Origin of the sequence: Gimesia chilikensis (genome assembly GCF_007744075.1) — a bacterium.
Lineage (GTDB): Bacteria > Planctomycetota > Planctomycetia > Planctomycetales > Planctomycetaceae > Gimesia > Gimesia chilikensis_A.
Genome location: NZ_CP036266.1, coordinates 3754155 through 3770919 on the forward strand (window position 1 = coordinate 3754155; position 16765 = coordinate 3770919).

The 16765-nt window shown below is 52.6% G+C and carries 16 protein-coding genes and 1 tRNA gene; 7 read left to right on the top strand and 10 right to left on the bottom strand.

The features are described from left to right. Positions 1–17 precede the first annotated feature (17 nt). The 5 genes from HG66A1_RS14350 to HG66A1_RS14370 form a co-directional block, all read right to left on the bottom strand. Positions 18–560 (bottom strand): SMI1/KNR4 family protein, encoded by a 543-nt coding sequence (locus tag HG66A1_RS14350; protein WP_145185029.1) that lies wholly within the window; start codon positions 558–560, stop codon positions 18–20. A gap of 34 nt (positions 561–594) precedes the next feature. Then, positions 595–1128, bottom strand: coding sequence for an SMI1/KNR4 family protein (locus HG66A1_RS14355; protein WP_145185032.1), 534 nt, complete (start codon positions 1126–1128; stop codon positions 595–597). A gap of 89 nt (positions 1129–1217) precedes the next feature. Next, a complete protein-coding gene (glmM, locus tag HG66A1_RS14360; RefSeq protein ID WP_145185035.1) occupies positions 1218–2567 on the bottom strand; it encodes a phosphoglucosamine mutase in 1350 nt (449 codons plus the stop codon). Between the two features lie 127 nt (positions 2568–2694). Continuing rightward, on the bottom strand, positions 2695–3372 hold the full coding sequence (locus HG66A1_RS14365; RefSeq protein WP_145185037.1) for a lysophospholipid acyltransferase family protein: 678 nt from the start codon (positions 3370–3372) through the stop codon (positions 2695–2697). A gap of 12 nt (positions 3373–3384) precedes the next feature. After that, complete coding sequence (locus HG66A1_RS14370) at positions 3385–4461, bottom strand: sialidase family protein (RefSeq protein WP_232106834.1); 1077 nt, start codon at positions 4459–4461, stop codon at positions 3385–3387. A gap of 408 nt (positions 4462–4869) precedes the next feature. On the opposite strand from HG66A1_RS14370, the gene HG66A1_RS14375 reads away from it, so the two are divergent. Both HG66A1_RS14375 and HG66A1_RS14380 read left to right on the top strand, forming a co-directional pair. Continuing rightward, on the top strand, positions 4870–6171 hold the full coding sequence (locus HG66A1_RS14375) for an O-acetylhomoserine aminocarboxypropyltransferase/cysteine synthase family protein (protein ID WP_145185040.1): 1302 nt from the start codon (positions 4870–4872) through the stop codon (positions 6169–6171). 195 nt (positions 6172–6366) lie between these two features. After that, positions 6367–6439, top strand: a tRNA-Lys gene (locus tag HG66A1_RS14380). 251 nt (positions 6440–6690) lie between these two features. On the opposite strand, the gene HG66A1_RS14385 is transcribed toward HG66A1_RS14380, so the two are convergent. The 5 genes from HG66A1_RS14385 to HG66A1_RS14405 all read right to left on the bottom strand — a co-directional run bounded on the left by HG66A1_RS14385 (position 6691) and on the right by HG66A1_RS14405 (position 12232). Continuing rightward, the gene (locus HG66A1_RS14385) at positions 6691–7353 is read right to left on the bottom strand and encodes a hypothetical protein (RefSeq protein ID WP_145185045.1); all 663 of its coding nucleotides are present in this window, start codon (positions 7351–7353) and stop codon (positions 6691–6693) included. 796 nt (positions 7354–8149) lie between these two features. Beyond that, a complete protein-coding gene (locus HG66A1_RS14390; protein ID WP_145185048.1) occupies positions 8150–9403 on the bottom strand; it encodes a leucine-rich repeat domain-containing protein in 1254 nt (417 codons plus the stop codon). A gap of 329 nt (positions 9404–9732) precedes the next feature. Beyond that, a complete protein-coding gene (locus HG66A1_RS14395) occupies positions 9733–10227 on the bottom strand; it encodes a hypothetical protein (protein WP_145185051.1) in 495 nt (164 codons plus the stop codon). A 177-nt stretch (positions 10228–10404) separates the two neighbouring features. Next, a complete protein-coding gene (locus HG66A1_RS14400; protein WP_145185054.1) occupies positions 10405–11118 on the bottom strand; it encodes a hypothetical protein in 714 nt (237 codons plus the stop codon). A 169-nt stretch (positions 11119–11287) separates the two neighbouring features. Continuing rightward, positions 11288–12232, bottom strand: coding sequence for a restriction endonuclease (locus HG66A1_RS14405; RefSeq protein ID WP_145185057.1), 945 nt, complete (start codon positions 12230–12232; stop codon positions 11288–11290). 317 nt (positions 12233–12549) lie between these two features. Here HG66A1_RS14405 and HG66A1_RS14410 point away from each other — a divergent pair, with 317 nt between their 5' ends. From HG66A1_RS14410 to HG66A1_RS14430, 5 genes are all read left to right on the top strand, one after another. Then, entirely contained in the window at positions 12550–12729 is a 180-nt protein-coding gene (locus HG66A1_RS14410) for a hypothetical protein (protein ID WP_145185060.1), read from the top strand. Beyond that, positions 12723–13055: a hypothetical protein gene (locus tag HG66A1_RS14415; RefSeq protein ID WP_145185063.1), complete on the top strand. Its 333-nt coding sequence runs from the start codon at positions 12723–12725 to the stop codon at positions 13053–13055. The genes HG66A1_RS14410 and HG66A1_RS14415 overlap by 7 nt, the downstream gene beginning before the upstream one ends. Positions 13056–13172: 117 nt before the next feature. Beyond that, positions 13173–13736: a hypothetical protein gene (locus tag HG66A1_RS14420; protein WP_145185066.1), complete on the top strand. Its 564-nt coding sequence runs from the start codon at positions 13173–13175 to the stop codon at positions 13734–13736. A gap of 206 nt (positions 13737–13942) precedes the next feature. Beyond that, positions 13943–14335, top strand: coding sequence for a hypothetical protein (locus HG66A1_RS14425; protein ID WP_145185069.1), 393 nt, complete (start codon positions 13943–13945; stop codon positions 14333–14335). A gap of 171 nt (positions 14336–14506) precedes the next feature. Beyond that, positions 14507–16741 carry a bifunctional SulP family inorganic anion transporter/carbonic anhydrase gene (locus HG66A1_RS14430; RefSeq protein ID WP_145185072.1) on the top strand — a complete coding sequence of 745 codons (2235 nt, stop codon included), beginning with the start codon at positions 14507–14509 and terminating at the stop codon, positions 16739–16741. Positions 16742–16765: the final 24 nt, after the last annotated feature.

Consider the following 16765-nt stretch of genomic DNA (forward strand, 5'->3'; position numbering starts at 1 on the left):
CCTTAAACAGATCACGCTCATTGTGTGAATTGATAGGGTTCATCAACCGTCGGGAGCTGATATTGATTGTACTGCCGTTTCAGTACCTTCAGCAGGAAATCAGTAAACGAATCTCCTTCCAGGTGGATAAACTCGTTCCCATCGAAAAACCAGTAAACGCAGTCCCAGTCATCGGCCGGACCTGCCGTTCTCCAGTTCAAATAATCTATTTCGAAAGCAGTACAGAACGGTAAAAGTCCTCCCGGTTCCGGAAACATAGTCCACGATCCGGCTGTCAATATGTTATACTCTTCGTTTACCTTCTGATAAAAACTGATAATGCCTTCAGGTCCACAAATCACCTCTTGCAAAGGTGAAGGAAAGAGCGATTTATCTCGCAAATTCCAGACATCAATCCATTCACAAATCTGACCTGATCCATACTGGTCGATGAATTCCTTATAGTCAGCGGGAAGCGCACATCCCAGGTCTTTCTCAACCTCCTCCCACGACCGATCCAGTCCCTGCGGTTCAGCGGGCGGCGGAAGAAGTTCCATAATCTCGGTCAGTGATGTCGTCATTTCCAGCGTTACCTGTCAGTAGAAGAATCAGAATTCAGGGACGATATGTGATTGGCGGCGAAAACGAATCGACATTACAGAACGCATTTCCGAACGGGTTTTCCTGTTGCACCAGCCTGCACAGACACGCCACCATCCCCACACTCTCTGCACAAATCAGTTGGCCAGATCCACAGTCATAAGCCACCACACTCCAGTCGTCCGGTGCACCTGCGGTCCGCCAGTTGAGATAGTTTCCATCGTCCGTACTGGCAAAGGGAATCAGGCCACCCGGCTCCGGGTAAGCCACGAAATCAATCTCGTACCCCGCTGCCTGATCGTACTCATACTCAGCCGTAATCTGCTGAATGATCTCTTTCGGATCTTGCTCAGCAGGCAGGGTGAGATAATTCCAGATGTGCAGAAACGACTGCAACGAACCGGAACCATAATCGGCAATGAACCGCTTGTAGTCACCCGGAAATTCAATCCCCAGCTGTGCTTCAATCGCCCGCCAGTCGCCATCCGGACAGACAGGCTCTTCAGGCGGCGGAACCAGTTGCTTGAGTATTTCTAATTCCCCGGCCATCCTGCTGGCTCCACTCTGAATGAAATAAGCCGATCGAAACTTTCGTGTCGTTCGTGCTTTTCGTGGTAGAAAATCCGTGGTGAATAAACTTAAGCCACAGCCGAACCCACGATCTCCATCGCCGCTTCACACAACTGCTGTGCTTCGTCATTTTGTGGTGCTTCCGCGATGACCCGGATGATCGGCTCCGTGTTGCTCGCTCGCACCTGCACCCAGCGGTCGTCCCAGTCCAGACGCAGGCCATCGCCCGACGAGGCCGTTGCCGAGTCGAAATGTTTCTCCAGCGCCGCACATGCCTCGGCTACTTTTTCACGCGGACAGGTGATTTTGTTCTTCACAATGCTGTATTGCGGCAGCGAATCGGCCCAGGCGGACAGCGTCTGTTTCGATGCCGTCAGCCCCGCCAGCACATACGCCATGCTCACATAGCTGTCCCGCACATAACCGACTTTGGGATCGATCACCCCGCCGTTCCCTTCGCCGCCGATGATCGCCTTTTCCTGCTTCATCTTCGCACAGACATGCGCTTCGCCCACATAGGAACGGAAGAAAGGACAATCGTACTTCGCTGCAATATCCGCCGTCACCCGGCTGGTGGAACCATTCACCACAATCGGTCCGGGAGTCCGTGCCAGTACGTAGTCTGCTCCCAGGGCCAGCGTCAGCTCTTCGCCGATGTACCGTCCCGTCTCATCCACGATCGCCAGTCGATCTGCATCGGGATCCTGCGCAAAACCGGCATCCGCGCCCTGCTTGACCACTTCTTCACACAGTGAGGTCAGGTTCTCCTTCAGCGGCTCGGGAGTGTGGGCGAAATTGCCGTCCGGCGTACCACCCAGCACAATCACTTCACAACCCAGCGCTTCCAGCAGTTGTGGCGTCGCCACACCACCCGAACCATGATTACAGTCCAGCACCACTTTGAACTTCCGCTGCTGAATTGCCGCCTGGTCAATCAACGCCAGCACCCGTTCGATATGGGGACCTGCAGCATGCTCGTACCGCTCCACCTCTCCCAACTGATCCCAGGAGACAAAGTTGAACTTCTCATTGTTGAGTACATCCAGCAGCCGCTCTCCCTGCTCCTGGTTGTAAACCGAACCTTTAGGCGAGAACGGCTTGAGTCCGTTCCAGGGGATCGGATTATGGCTTGCCGTGATCTGGATTCCCCCGGCGGCCTTCAGATGTGTCACCAGCACGCCGCAGGTCGGCGTCGTCGCGATGTCGGCGTCAATCACCTTGCAACCCGTCGCCAGCAGACCGGAAATGACCGCATGCCGCACCATCCGCCCACTGCCTCGTCCATCGCGCGAGAGTACCACGGTTCCCTGGTCGGCAATCGTTCCCACCGCGGCGGCAAAGCGGGTCAGATAATCGGGAGTCAAACCGTTCCCCACGACACCCCGTAAACCAGAAATACTCAGAATCCGTTCCGACATAATCAGCCCCTGCTGTTAAAAATCGATGTGCTGTCAACGAGAAGAGAAGACGTCCATTCCGTAGCGCAAACCATAGTGGACTCTGACCGAATTGACAATCCCGACTCCCCCGGAAATCAGGCTGAAATCAGTCCTGTGACTCGGGATCCAGCCAGATTGCCGCCTCACGCTGACAGGCGATCACCCGCTCTTGTGTCAGGGCCAGCAGATCTTTCTCAGCCCCCCGCGCACAGTACTCCTTGACCGTCGCCGCCGGGATCGGCTCACCATAGACCACGCGTACCGCCCGCGGATGCAGAAACCATGCCCCCCGCGGCAGGGCCTGGTAGGCCCCCGCTATCCCAATCGGATAAATGGCGGCATCGGTCCGCTTCAGCAGTGCCAGAAACCCCGGCTTGAAACGCTGGACCTCGCCGTCCTCGGAACGGGTCCCCTCGGGGAAGATCCCCACCAGGTTTCCGTTTTCGATATTCTCAATCGCAGCCCGAAAACTGGTCGAACTCGCCGACCGGCGGCTGATGGGTATCACATACGTGTAGCGCAGGAAGGGGCCCAATAGCGGAATCCGAAACAGGGAATCCCGCGCCATGAAGCTGATCGGTCGACTCAAGGGCAGACCGATCAGCAGCGGATCGAGAAAACTCTGGTGATTACTGACCAGCACCCCGCCCCCCTGGGCAGGCAGACGCTCTTCATGGCGCGCCCGGTACCGCAGCCAGATTCCAAAGATCACCTGGAGAATCCATTGCAGCACCAGCCAGATCAGCATCCTGCGGTGGGGAGGAACTCGTTTTTCTTCAGCCAACGCTCACGCCTCTCAGTCGATCGCTTTGAGTTTGAGCTGGCTGGGGTCCAGCACCACATGCTTGACCAGATCCCGCTTCCAGGTGTAGGTGATGTGCACCTTCCCGTCGTCGGTCTGAATCACAGCCGGGTAGGAGTATTCCCCCTTCTGATCTTCCAGCACCAGGGCCGTCGACCAGTGTTTGCCGTCTTCCGAAACCGCGACATGCAGCGGGCTGCGGCCTTTCTTCGTCGGGTTATAAACCAGCAGCGCGCGGCCATCTTTCAGGGTAACCGCGTCGGTGCCGCTGTTCGGGTTGGGCAGAGAGGTCATCGTGACTTCACCCCACGAACGGCCATTGTCGTCCGACCAGGCTTCAACGATTTTCCCCTGACGGCTCCGGCAGAGAATCTGCAGTTTGTCGCCATATTTGAGGACAGAAGGCTGAATCGCACCGATTTTGTGCCCGTCGTTCAACGGACCGGTCCGGTGCCAGGTCTTCCCGAGATCGGGAGTCCACTCCATCTGCAGCTGCCAGCCGTTGTGTTCGGTACTCGCGGGACAGAGCAAAGTGCCGTCGGCCAGCAGGAACGGTTTGTTTTTGACAGGACCGACAAAGCCGTCGGGCAGCCGTTTCGCAGGCCCCCAGGTTTTGCCGTTATCGTGGGAAACTTTCAGCATGCCCCACCATTCACTCGGATTGGGACCGACCTTATAGAACAGCAGCAGCGTGCCCGGTTTTGTCTGAAACAGCACCGGATTCCAGCAGGGATACCGCTTCGAGTCACTCTCGACGCCATCCGCGACACTTACGGGAGCGGTCCAGCCATCACCCTCGTTGCGGCACACCCAGATCTCTACATCGGGGTTTTTCTCATGCGTACCGCCGAAGAAAGCACACACCAGGCCTTTGGGCGTCTCCACAATCGTCGAGGCATGGCAGGAAGGGAACGACGCGTCGGTATACACGAACTCCTGTTTCACCAGGCCGGGCTGGTCGGCGGTGGTGTTTTCGGGTGGGTTGGCGTGGGTGGATGCGGTCATGCCGAAACAGACGAGAAACAGAGGCAACACGTTGCGGAATACGTTCACAGGTCGTAACTCTCTCATAAGTCGTACTTTCTTCACCACAGAGTATCAACGGGAAATGAGAATCGAATGGTCAGTACTCAGGATATCATCCCCCCACCCAAAGGGGAATTGGCAATAATTCGCTTCTCCCGTTTTTCACCAGATTTGATTTTCTTAACTCTATTTCGTTGAATTTCACTCCTTTTCCGGGAATGGCACATTCAAACACAAGAACGCCGCGGGCGAATTGTTTTTTACTTTCAACATCGATAGGATGGCGGATACTCCGAGGGGCTGTTTTCCTCTGCAAAATTCGCCTCAATTGAAGCTCATCCCGGCACATTCTGCTCACTTCAGCCAATGTCGTTATCGTGGATCGAGTTCTCTGAATTACTTTGGTGCTTGAGAACAAGCCAGATCACACCCTTATAAGAAGGTTATTAGACAATGGATGCCGAAGCATTGAAATTAGCGACTCTCTGTCTGCATGGCGGTCAGGAACCCGACAGCGCCACCAATTCCCGCGCCGTTCCTATTTACCAGACGACCTCCTACACCTTTAACGATACTGATCACGCGGCCAGACTGTTCGGCCTGCAGGAATTCGGGAACATCTACACCCGCCTGATGAACCCCACCACCGACGTACTCGAAAAACGCCTCGCTCTGCTCGAAGGGGGCGCTGGCGCCCTGGCGGTCGCTTCCGGACAGGCTGCTGAATCGCTGGCGATCATGAACATCGTCGAGAGCGGTCAGAATATCGTCTCTTCTTCCAGCCTGTATGGCGGAACCTACAACCTGTTCCACTACACGTTCCCCAAGTACGGCATCCAGGCGAAATTCGTCGATCAGAGCGATCCCGAAAACTTCCGCAAAGCCATCGACGATGACACCCGCGCCATCTACCTCGAAGCCCTGGGCAACCCGCGGTGTGACGTGGCCGACTTCGAAGCCATCGCCGCCATCGCCCACGAAGCCGGCATCCCCGTAATCGTCGACACCACCCTGGCCTCCCCTTACCTGTTCCGTCCCTTCGAACATGGTGCCGATATCGTCGTGGCTTCCTGTACCAAGTTCATCGGCGGTCACGGTACCTCGATCGGCGGGATCATCGTCGAAAAGGGTGACTTCCCCTGGGACAACGGAAAATTCCCCGGTTTGACCGAACCCGATCCCAGTTATCATGGTCTTAAATTCTATGAGACGTTTGGTCCCATGAACCTGGCCTACATCCTCAAAATCCGGGTCCAGCTCCTCCGCGATCTGGGACCGGCAATGAGCCCCTTCAACGCCTTCCAGCTGTTGCAGGGACTGGAAACGCTGCACCTGCGAATGGAGCGGCACTGTCAGAATGCTCTGGCCGTCGCGAAGTTCCTGGAAAGCCATCCCAAGGTCTCCTGGGTGAACTACAGCGGACTCGAATCGCATCCGGATTACAAGCTGGCGCAGAAATATCTGCCGAATGGCTCCGGGGCGGTCTTCGGTTTCGGCATCCAGGGTGATACCCCGGAACAGCAGCAGGCCAATGGCATCAAACTGATCAACAGCGTCAAACTGTTCTCGCATCTCGCCAATGTGGGCGACAGCAAGTCGCTGATCATCCATCCGTCCAGCACGACCCACCAGCAGCTGACTCCAGAAGAGCAGCTCAGCTCGGGCGTCACCCCGGACTTCATCCGGATTTCGGTCGGTACGGAAGATCAGGAAGACATCATCAACGACCTGAAACAGGCCCTGGATCAGATCTGATCCCCGGCACGTTTCAGCCAACGAGACAATCTCAGGAACCGGCGCGGGATTTCCCCCCGGTTCCTGATTTTTCAAACAACTTTTATCGAGGTTTTCAAGCAGAGCGGACGATAATTCTTATTATCGACCACCAGAACGCCCGCCGCATCTCTTGTCGACGGCCAGAGCGTTCATTAAAATGCCGACAATTCATTCGCCCTTGTAGCTCAATTGGCAGAGCAACTGACTCTTAATCAGTAGGTTCTAGGTTCGATTCCTAGCGGGGGCACTTCAAAAGCCGTAACTCACACCGAGTTACGGCTTTTTTGTTTGTTAAAGGAATGAGATGTCATTTCTCGTCCGCGAAAACCAACCATCTCTCGACCGGACTTGTGACATAGCTGAAAATAGCTTTGTCCAGGCTTCAGCAACTGTGGTGATTCGACGAGATTCCGCATCCATACTGGTTTCATGCCGGTACGAGCCATAAACTCATTCAGCGTGTAACTGAAATCAATGGTGATTTCTTCGCAAACTGACTTATGGCACTCTTTTCCGCAGGAATTTTTCCCAGCCATCGGGCAAACAGGACTTCAAGACCAACTTTCTCTTTGTCGTGTCCCGTGTTTTATCAGTTCTGATTGTTTCATCTTCAATCATTGTCAGGAGTGTTTCTTGGCTGATAGGGACTCCATCAACTGCAAAGATTTCACGAAGCACTTTGCATGGTATTGGTCCAGAATACAAATCCGGTTCATTGAGTGTCTTCTGGACTTCCGCACGCCCCTGCTCACTGGCGATCGAAAACAGGTGGTTGCTCAACCTATGGCTGGTTTTCCAGACCTGATCCAAAAGATACTGATATTCATTAGCCGATCGCTTGGATCTATAGTCAGTGGGGCCACCACCGATTGACCTGACGTTGATCGTTTCCGCATGTAGCGCGTGAAGCAGTTCTACTATAAACTGAGGGTCGATATTGGTCTTTGTATCACAATATGCAATTATCGCACTAGCCGGTATCTCGACATCAATGATAAAGATTTCGTCGCGTTTACTGATACGACCGTCAATCGCATCGAATACCAATTCGCGTAGAGTCAAGAAAGTATCTGAGGCAATCAGAAAAAGCTTCTCTGGGGGGGCATTGTAGATTTCGTCCCACTCTGCCTGGTCTTCCTTTGATTTGTCCCAGATTTCCATAGTCTCGCCCTCCCGAGTGAATCCAAAAGTTAAACGGGGAAACTGGATGGATGGTCCGGTTTTCGATGATTAGTCTATTCCCGTTTGTATCGTTTCAGGTGGAGAATAAAGGGGTCAGCGACTGTTCGGGTTGAAAACGATGCGGCTCTGCGATCCAGCTGACCCACGGTGTCTATCAGCACCAAGGACTCGACGATCTACAAAGTCGCAGCTCATCCCTGATGGCCATCAGGGATGAGCTCTTATCAATATAACCAGCCACATCAACTCTGTAAGTCTGGTTTAACAGTGCTCGTATCCGAGATACTAGGACTCTTGATAAAGAGACCTGACCTCTTTGTCTTTCCGGGAAAACCTCAGGATAGCGTTCTGGAAACTCTAAGTTTCCCTCCCTGGCATAGCCAAGAAATTCTTCTACACTTGAAGCTCAGAGTCTGTGATAAGATCAAATATTTGTAAACTGAAGCTGCCATTTACTGTGAAATAACCGACTCCAAAATAGCTTATAAAGTCAACATAATCCTGCGGCAAATCAATGCGCTTTCCCAGCTTTGAATTTAACACTTTCCTAAGCAACAAGTCAGCTTGTGTTGAGGAAGGAAATAATCGCTTCAAATCAGTCATCACGTTATTTGGCATTTAGATATGACACTTTTATATCTTAGGTTTTTGATTGCATTTTATTTCAACTCAAAACCTGTATGTTGGGATAAATAGCCTTTGTGTCTAACCTGCCCCAGACGGCTGATTTGTTATTCTGCTATGAATGTAATAACGAAGAACTAATTGATAAAAATTAAGAATGATGAATCAGGCAAGCGGGTATTGCGGCCTTCAATTTCGTCACTCCCTGTTTGGTGACTTCAGTTCCGTACAATTCCAATAAAGTTAGTCTGGTCAGCCCTTTGAGATGCACAAGTCCCGCATCAGTGATCTTGGTGTGTGAAAGGCTCAATGTCGTCAACTTGGTAAGCTCTTTAAGATGCATAAGTCCTGCATCAGTGACTTTGGTGTACTGAAGAATCAGTGTGGTCAGATTAGTCATATTTTTAAGCTGCACAAGCCCTGCGTCACTGACCTGGGTGAGCGCAAGGCTCAATGTCATCAGATTGGTCAGTTTATTAAGCTGCACAAGCCCCTCATCACTGGTATTGGTACCATCAAGGTCCAATGTCGTCAGATTGGTCAGCCCTTTGAGATACACAAGTCCTGCATCACTGATGTCGGTGACTTGAAGGTCCAATGTGGTCAGCTTGGTCAGCTCTTTGAGATGCACAAGTCCTGCGTCACTGATATCGGTGTCCCCAAGGTTCAATGTGGTCAGGCTGGCCAGTTCTTTGAGATGTACAAGTCCTGCATCACTGATGTCGGTGTCCTCAAGGTTCAATGTGGTCAGGCTGGCCAGTTCTTTAAGATGGACAAGTCCTGCATTACTGATGTCGGTGCGTCGAAGGTCCAATATCGTCAGCTTGGTCAGCTCTTTAAGATTCATAAGTCCCGCATCTGTGATGTCGGACTGTTCAAGTCTCAATGTCGTCAGTTTGGTCAACCCTTTAAGTTGCACAAGCCCTGTGTCACTGACATGGGTGTACCCAAGGTTCAATGTCCTCAGATTGGTCAGCTCTTTGAGATGTATAAGTCCTGCATCACCGATGTCGGGCCCTTCAAGTATCAATGTGGTCAGATTGGGTAGCCCTTTAAGATGCACAAGTCCTGCATCAGTGATATCGGTACGTCGAAGGCCCAATGTCGTTAGACTGGTAAGCTCCTTTAGATGCACAAGCCCTGTATCAGTTATGTTACAACGTGAAAGGTTCAATGTCGTCAGGCTTGTCAGCCCTTTGAGATACACAAGTCCTGAGCCATTGATTTTGCTGACAGAAAAATCGACTCGAATTACATTTCCCTTGTCATCACGAGTGATTTTTCCCCCAAGTGCCTTGATCGCGTCGATATTAGGTTCATCCGTGTTACCACAACCACTGCACAACAGAAGAAAAATGAAAGCGTTGAAAACACAGTGATTGGTCTTCGAGGTGAAAATCTTCATAGAATATCGTTCTTATGAAATACGAGATGGACCCGGACAAAGAAGCTTATACATAATTATGGAAATTGAACTCAGCCTCGTAAATAATTATTATCTATGTCACAGTCATCATCGGTCTATCATTGATAAGACTATTACTCAGTAGATCAACGTACTGAAAAAGAGGGACGGACAAATATTCTATCGGTTGTAGCCGAACTTTTATTACGGAAAACATTAAATGATACCGACGCGTGTCAGTGTGTCTGGTTAACTGCTCTTTTGCCCTCGGAATCTCCTACGTCAAAATCATCATCTCTTTCTTATGCCCTCTTGGTTTTATCCTTCGATCATCCGATCTTTGATACATCAGAACCGTGCCGTCGGTATGCTGCAATCTTTGAATTGTCATCCGCCCACGACGCTAATCGTTTCGCTTCATCCTCGGTGATGAACATCATGAAATGAGAATGCATGCTTAGCAGTTGGATCTTCCTGAGATTGCCTCCTCCAGGTGAATCCAGGATCATGATCGGCGAATCAGTGGATAGATTGATAACTTTGTTGTTCACACCGGGCAATACATAAAGTTCTATGGATTCATACTTCGACACTTCAATCTTTCGTCGAAAACATTGACATAAGATCGAGTACGCAATCATACCTGTCATGATGATGGGTTGTAAGAAAGCATGTTTCGCAGGGACTTTAGTGAGCCCCTGTAATACCAGCACCACGAGGAGACACCACATGTAAGTGACGAAGACCCGTTTCAACCAGGTGAATCGACCGCCAGGCGTCGCAATCAAAATGGGTTCTGAGAACGTGAATTCAGGTTCATTCAATTTTTGAGACTCTAGATAGTTGGCAGGACAGATAATTTCTTTTTTATACAGAAGTCTGCTTTTTCTGATCGTTGCGAGCCAATTCTACTGCAGTTTCAAGTTGTCAACAATCCAGCGCAGATGGTCCGGCATTCCGGAACCCTACCTGCAGGCACTGCCAACCGAATCACGCGAGATCTATTTTACAAGCAGATCTTGACGCCGTTTAAATACACTTGAAGACTGTTTCACATCGACTCTCCCAGTCTTAATGTATTTGCAGGACGCCCCGAGACGATTTAGATTGTCCCGCAGATTATGATCCTTGCCCAGCAGAATGACTGCCGTTCCCTCTGCTTTCAACAGGTTCCTGACGATCGCATCCTCTCGCCTTTCGTTGGCATTCTTGTCAAATTCAATCTTTTTAGCAAACTCAAGCGGTCCACCAGAGTTTGCTGGATTGGAGGCTTCATAGGCCGCGGACTCCTCGGCGGGCAGAAGCGTCTGCAGTTCACCTGAAACGATCAGCCGGCCCGCAGCCCCCAGTTCGACGAAGTCAGACGAGACACGCTGGATCGCGGCCCCATTTTTCACACTGTGGACGAGTCGCAGTAACTCATTCACATTTTTTTCTGTTACGCCTTCAACATAAACGGCATTGACTCCGTGCCGTTTGATCAAATCTTTGAGGGTCATCATTTGCCCCCGTTGTTCCGATCGAATTGATTCCAGGAAATTGTGGTATTCCGTGTCGATCTCTTCCCGCGTGACGCTGTTGTTCTGAGCTTTCAGGTCGGCTGCGAAATCTTCAGGAGAAACATAATGGTTGCCGCAGACTTGGATGATGGTATGAGGTTGTGCCTGGACAGAGACAGGAAGCAGGCACACTGTAATGAATAAGATTCGGTACATGAGAAGTTCCACCTGCTGCTTTGGGGTTATCGATTTGATCGAAGTTCATGGAGTTATGAAGAAACCAGATTCCATGCAATTGTTGATGTAGTATTTTAGCAGGCTGCTGATATTGATGCAAAAAATGTATCTGGCACAATAGAAAATTACGAATCGACGCTGCGACCCGTCACACAAATTCAATTTCCCCAAACACGAACTCCCGAAAGTTGTCTTCGTGGATCAATACACAGTTCGTGCTTTCAGCCAGCTCAATGGCACTTGCCGTGAATTTACTGTTTGTAACCACGGCACAGGCATGGCAGTTGTAATGCCGCATGCCGGTAAAGGCTTGCTGGATGGCGGAGTTGCTGACGCTGTGAAAGTAGCCTTTGACCTGCACCGCAATTCTGCGGCCTGCTTTTTCCACTATTAAGTCGACTCCCTGATCACCCGTGGTATTGGTAGTCTGCGTCTGGTAACCCAGCAGCTGAAAAACACGCTCCAGGTACTGCTCGAATTCAACGCTTCGCATCGCACGCCAGTTCTCGTTGAATAACTGCTGGCACTGATATCTGGCTGAGGAAATTCGTTCCCGTTCTTTATTTTGCGCGACTAAATTCGCATTCAGTGCCAGTTCCTGTTCCAGCCCCTGTTGCAACTCCCCGATGCGGGTTTCCGTCTGAGCCGCTTTCCTGGAGAGTTGAGCCAGCTCGTTTTTCGTCTGCTCCATATGCTGCGGAAGCTCAGCGTCGGAAGGATACTTTGACAGCGCCAGGAGGGCCACCAGAGAAATGACAATCATCAGAACGGCACCCACCACACTCACGGGGCGAAACCCCGTGATTAGATCAATCAAGATGAGCATCACCAGTCCCAACGCAGGTGGCAGGACGACCCAGGCGCCAGGCTCCCAGATATGATACTGTTTCAGGCTGGCTCGATAGGTCCGGGCAGAATTGAAGTATGAAGTCTTCAGTCGGAGCGATTTCACTTTTGAGGTGAGTTCCTTAAGCCGACTTCGCTCCTGTTTGAGTTCATGATGAAAAAAGCGTAATCGCTCTTCAGATTGTTCCAATGCTTCCTTGGGTGGGGTGCGTTCTGACTGAGCGGGAGGTAAGGTTGTGTTATGCATGTGCGACTGAGCCCGAGATTGAAAAGTAAGTTATTGGCGAGCGAAATAACTCAGGGCGCATCACCGCAGAATCGGTTTCACACATTCTTCACAATCACGGTAAATGGCCCTGTATTACCTTAAATATAGTAGAGATTGTGTCCAAATGTGATTATGTTTGCAAGTGTATAATATAAACGCAGTTTCCAGTTGGAATCAGCCCTTTCCTGATGGTTTCAAATGGTCAGGATCATGACTTCAAACTGGTAACTCGCCTCTCCTGCTCATACAGTAAAAGAATCACAGTACCGAGCACTCAAACCAACAAGACCAGCCTCATGTCCACCCAACCACCTCCCGAACCACGGGTTCGCTTTCTTACACTCGTCCCGATCCTGGCGGTGCTGATCGCGCTGGGCTTTGTCTGGTACGCGCGGAACAAGGCGCCCCGCGTCGCCGCCGGTCAGCTCATTCGTGAGACCGGCGTCTATACCGCACCCGGGGGACCGCCGTGCTGACACTCCGCCGATTGGAAAACCAGGATCGGATCAGCGTAGACGTCTCCGCCCAACCCGGCACCCCCGACGCCTCAAGTGCCAACTGGGAGATTGACGGCACACAGCCCTGGCTGTTTACCTTCGATGCAACCGACAAACTCTGGGGCTATTCTCCCGACCAGGGACCACACAGCGTGGGCACGGCGCCGGCCGCGAACGCGTTTACCAGCATCGGCATTCACGGTGGCTGGGCCGGCATTCCCGAACCCTTCCTGCAGGCACTGCCAACCAAATCACGCGACGTCTATGATAAGTGGCGCGCCAGTCAGGATACCGCTGCCCCGTGAGCGGTTGCTGACGCTTCCCTGGATTGCCCGTCAATCGTCATTGCTCTCAATGACTCCACCGTATACTATGAGTGGAAACTCTCTATCGGGCAGCAGACGCCGTCCGCAAGGAACAACATGATTTCAGAAAGTGATAAACCGGGTAGCGGTTGCGGTTCAATGCTTCTCGGCTGCGCTGGCCTGTGTCTCGTCGGCCTGGTGCTGGTGATGTTCTTACTCAACCTGAGCAGTGATGAGGACGCCAACAGTAAACAGGGCCCCGGAAGTATAGAAGAGGAGTTTCCCGCGGGCACCGAGGAACGACTCCGGTTTGAAGTACAACAGGCGCTGAGTAGCGTCAAGGCGGCCAGGGTTACGCTTGAGAATGGTGAACTGAAGATTGTCATTACTGGAAAAGATGCCTCGCGAGCCGCCCCAACCGAAGCCGATTTCCAGATCGAAAATACCCGCATCCTGAAGGGGATCCATGAATCAGGTTTTAATGACTTTTCAACCATTGAGCTCATTTCATTTGTCCCGATATTAGATAAGTTCGGCAATGAGAAACTGTTAAACGTTTCAACGATGGTTTTTGACCGGCCCACACTCGACCAGATCAATTGGGAGAACTTCCGGCATGTCGATCTCACTTCAATTGCCGCTGATTTCACATTTCATGAAGTCGTCAATCGGTCTGAGTGATCAAACTGAGTATGCCCGGCCTGTCAGATCTGCCAGACGAATCACGCGACGTCTAAAATAAGTGGCGCGCCGGTCAGGATACCGTGGAACGCTGAAAATCAGTTCTGCAATCAGAACGACTGCTTGGACAACCACAACCACACCGCTATACTGAAAACGCGTAGTGGCATCGTTGATGTTTTCAGGAGTGGAAAGCGGGTTAAGGAATGTGGCAGATTGTTCCAGGAGAGTCCGTCGGACCATTCGAATTCGGCCGTGAGCCAGTTGAATATTTTGATATCCTCACGGGAGCTTTCAAAAAGTTCAGACGCTTTCCCAACGATGCTGAAATCTATGCATTCGGTGAAAATCGTGTGCACTTGAAAGTCGACGATCAGAATCGGATTATTGAGATCTCCATCTTTCGCCCTCATGAACTCTATCTGGGGGATCTGCAGCTGTTGGATCAACCACTCCAGGAGCTCGCTATTGCCCTCAATGCTACGAACTATCTGTTTGAGTCCGTCGATGTAGGACTGGAAAGCGATCAACTGGGCATCGTTCTGGTCGAAGTTGATGACAAAATCGACGGTGTCGAGGTCCGTGTGCTTTCTGCTTAAGTCCCGCGCCGGTCAGGATACCGCTGCCCCACAACCCATCACCAGCGATTGATAAGTCAATCCTGTCCCGCTTTCGCCGTCGGCAGGCTTGGGTCTCTCCCCGCGGATCGAGTACAATGCCCCTTGCCACTTTTGAATTCTGATGACCGCCAACACAGAATAGCGCCGCGTATGTATGAGACTGCTACACTGGGATATCGCCTGCGACGCGATATGACCGCCAGCCTGGTGATTTTCCTCGCCGCCCTGCCCCTTTGTCTGGGTATTGCCCTCGCCTCGAATGCCCCCCTGATTTCCGGTTTGATCTCGGGCATCATCGGCGGAATCGTCGTCGGCTCACTGAGCCATTCGCAGACCAGCGTCAGTGGACCGGCGGCGGGACTGACAGCAGTCGTCGCTACACAGATCGCCCTGCTCGGCTCCTTCGAAGCCTTTTTGCTGGCGGTTGCCCTGGGAGGATTGTTGCAGGTGATCGCCGGCCTTTGTCGTGCCGGCTTCATCTCGATGTTCATTCCCTCCGGCGTCGTGAAAGGCATGCTGACCGGGATCGGCCTGCTGCTGATCCTCAAACAGCTGCCTTACCTGATCGGTCATGACGGTCTGCAGACAAACGGTTCACTGAGCGCTGCTCCTCAAAATCTGGGACTCTATCAGAGCCTGGTCTCGCTCTCCGACCTCGACTGGCACGCAGGCGCGACTGTGATTGGGCTCCTTTCGGTGCTGCAGCTGATCCTCTGGGATCGCATTCCCGTCCTCAAACGGTCCGCGATCCCCGGTCCGCTGATCTCTGTCGTCCTGGGAGTCGCTATCAGCCAGCTCTGGTTCAGTGGACTGGGCGCCGCCTGGCGGATTCCCAACCCGCAACTGGTCCAGGTGCCGGTCTTCAACAACCCCGCGGAATACGGGGCGATCCTCGTCTTCCCCGACTTTTCGCTGCTCACCGATAGTAAGGTCTACATCGCGGCACTGACGATCGCGATTGTCGCCTCACTGGAGACACTGCTCAACCTGGAAGCCGTGGACCGCCTCGATCCCCAGCAACGGCACTCCCCCCGCAGTCGGGAACTGTTTGCCCAGGGGGTCGGCAATATCACCGCAGGTCTGACCGGTGGGCTCCCCGTGACCTCGGTCATCGTCCGCAGTTCGTTGAACATCAACTCGGGTGGCCAGACGAAACTCTCCGCGATTCTGAACGGCGGCCTGCTGCTGGGATGTTTTCTGCTGATCCCCCAGGTGTTGAACCTGATCCCGCTCGCCTGCCTGGCTGGAATTCTGCTTGTCACCGGCTACAAGCTGGCCAGCCCGGCACTGATCCGACAGATGTACCAGGCCGGCCGCTATCAGTTCATCCCCTATTCCTGCACCGCCTTCTTCATCGTGGTGACCGATATCCTCACCGGCATCCTGCTGGGCCTGGCAACCAGCATCAGCTTCATCCTCTACAGCAACATGCGCTGCCCGCTGCACCGTGTCCTCGAAAAGCATGTCGGCGGCGATGTGTTACGCATCGAACTCGCGAACCAGGTCAGCTTTTTCAACCGGGCCGCCATCGAACGCGCCCTGCTCGAAGTACCGCGCGACGGCTTCGTGGTCATCGATGGTCGTAAAACCGACTTTATCGATCCGGACGTCCTCAGCCTGTTACACGACTTTCAGAACATCACCGCCCCCGCGCGGGGTATCCGCGTGAGTCTCCAGGGATTCCGCGAACGCTACGACCCGGCTGGTGAAATTCAGACGATCGATTATTCCCAGACAGAACTCCGCGGACAACTCACTCCCGATGATGTCTTACGCCTGCTGATGGAAGGCAATCAGCGATTCCGCGCTGGTGTACTTACCCGCGGAGAATCACAACAGAATTCAGCGGGAGAACCCTACGCTCAGAACTCTTTCGTGACGATCCTGAGTTGTATCGACTGCTATATGCCAGTGGAATCCATCTTCGATCTGCGGCCCGACAACATCTGCAGTGTGCAGGTCGCCGGCAACGTGATTGATACCGAAGTCGTGAATAACCTCGAATATGGCTGCATCCTCTCCGGCACCCCACTTCTACTGGTTCTGGGACACACCCGCTGTGGCGCCATCCGGGCCTCGCTGGCACAGCAGCAACCCGGACTCCCGGAAGACAGAGGCAATAACCAGCACCTGAATCAGGTCGTCAATCTGATATCAGAGTCGATCCAGGAAGAGACTGACAGCAAAGCACCAGTAGATTCCCCGGAGCAGAATTCACTCTCCTCCACGCAGGTCAGTCACCGGAATGTCCTGCGGGCCGTCGCAGCCATTCTGGCTTCCAGCGATCAGATCCGCGAACGCGTCCAGGCCGGCACGCTGGGAGTCGTCGGAGCCGTCTACCATGACGACACCGGCGTTGTCGAACTCCTGAAGGAAGAACCATAAGGCGAGTAACTCAATCCGTTGTGG

Bases quoted from the DNA above. Each gene is read 5' to 3' on its own strand.
- HG66A1_RS14425 (WP_145185069.1), top strand. From the start codon at position 13,943: ATGTGGCAGATTGTTCCAGGAGAGTCCGTCGGACCATTCGAATTCGGC.
- HG66A1_RS14400 (WP_145185054.1), bottom strand. From the start codon at position 11,118: ATGTACCGAATCTTATTCATTACAGTGTGCCTGCTTCCTGTCTCTGTC.
- HG66A1_RS14390 (WP_145185048.1), bottom strand. From the start codon at position 9,403: ATGAAGATTTTCACCTCGAAGACCAATCACTGTGTTTTCAACGCTTTC.
- HG66A1_RS14370 (WP_232106834.1), bottom strand. From the start codon at position 4,461: ATGAGAGAGTTACGACCTGTGAACGTATTCCGCAACGTGTTGCCTCTG.
- HG66A1_RS14375 (WP_145185040.1), top strand. From the start codon at position 4,870: ATGGATGCCGAAGCATTGAAATTAGCGACTCTCTGTCTGCATGGCGGT.
- HG66A1_RS14350 (WP_145185029.1), bottom strand. From the start codon at position 560: ATGACGACATCACTGACCGAGATTATGGAACTTCTTCCGCCGCCCGCT.
- HG66A1_RS14410 (WP_145185060.1), top strand. From the start codon at position 12,550: ATGTCCACCCAACCACCTCCCGAACCACGGGTTCGCTTTCTTACACTC.
- HG66A1_RS14420 (WP_145185066.1), top strand. From the start codon at position 13,173: ATGATTTCAGAAAGTGATAAACCGGGTAGCGGTTGCGGTTCAATGCTT.
- HG66A1_RS14405 (WP_145185057.1), bottom strand. From the start codon at position 12,232: ATGCATAACACAACCTTACCTCCCGCTCAGTCAGAACGCACCCCACCC.
- HG66A1_RS14430 (WP_145185072.1), top strand. From the start codon at position 14,507: ATGTATGAGACTGCTACACTGGGATATCGCCTGCGACGCGATATGACC.
- HG66A1_RS14385 (WP_145185045.1), bottom strand. From the start codon at position 7,353: ATGGAAATCTGGGACAAATCAAAGGAAGACCAGGCAGAGTGGGACGAA.
- glmM (WP_145185035.1), bottom strand. From the start codon at position 2,567: ATGTCGGAACGGATTCTGAGTATTTCTGGTTTACGGGGTGTCGTGGGG.
- HG66A1_RS14355 (WP_145185032.1), bottom strand. From the start codon at position 1,128: ATGGCCGGGGAATTAGAAATACTCAAGCAACTGGTTCCGCCGCCTGAA.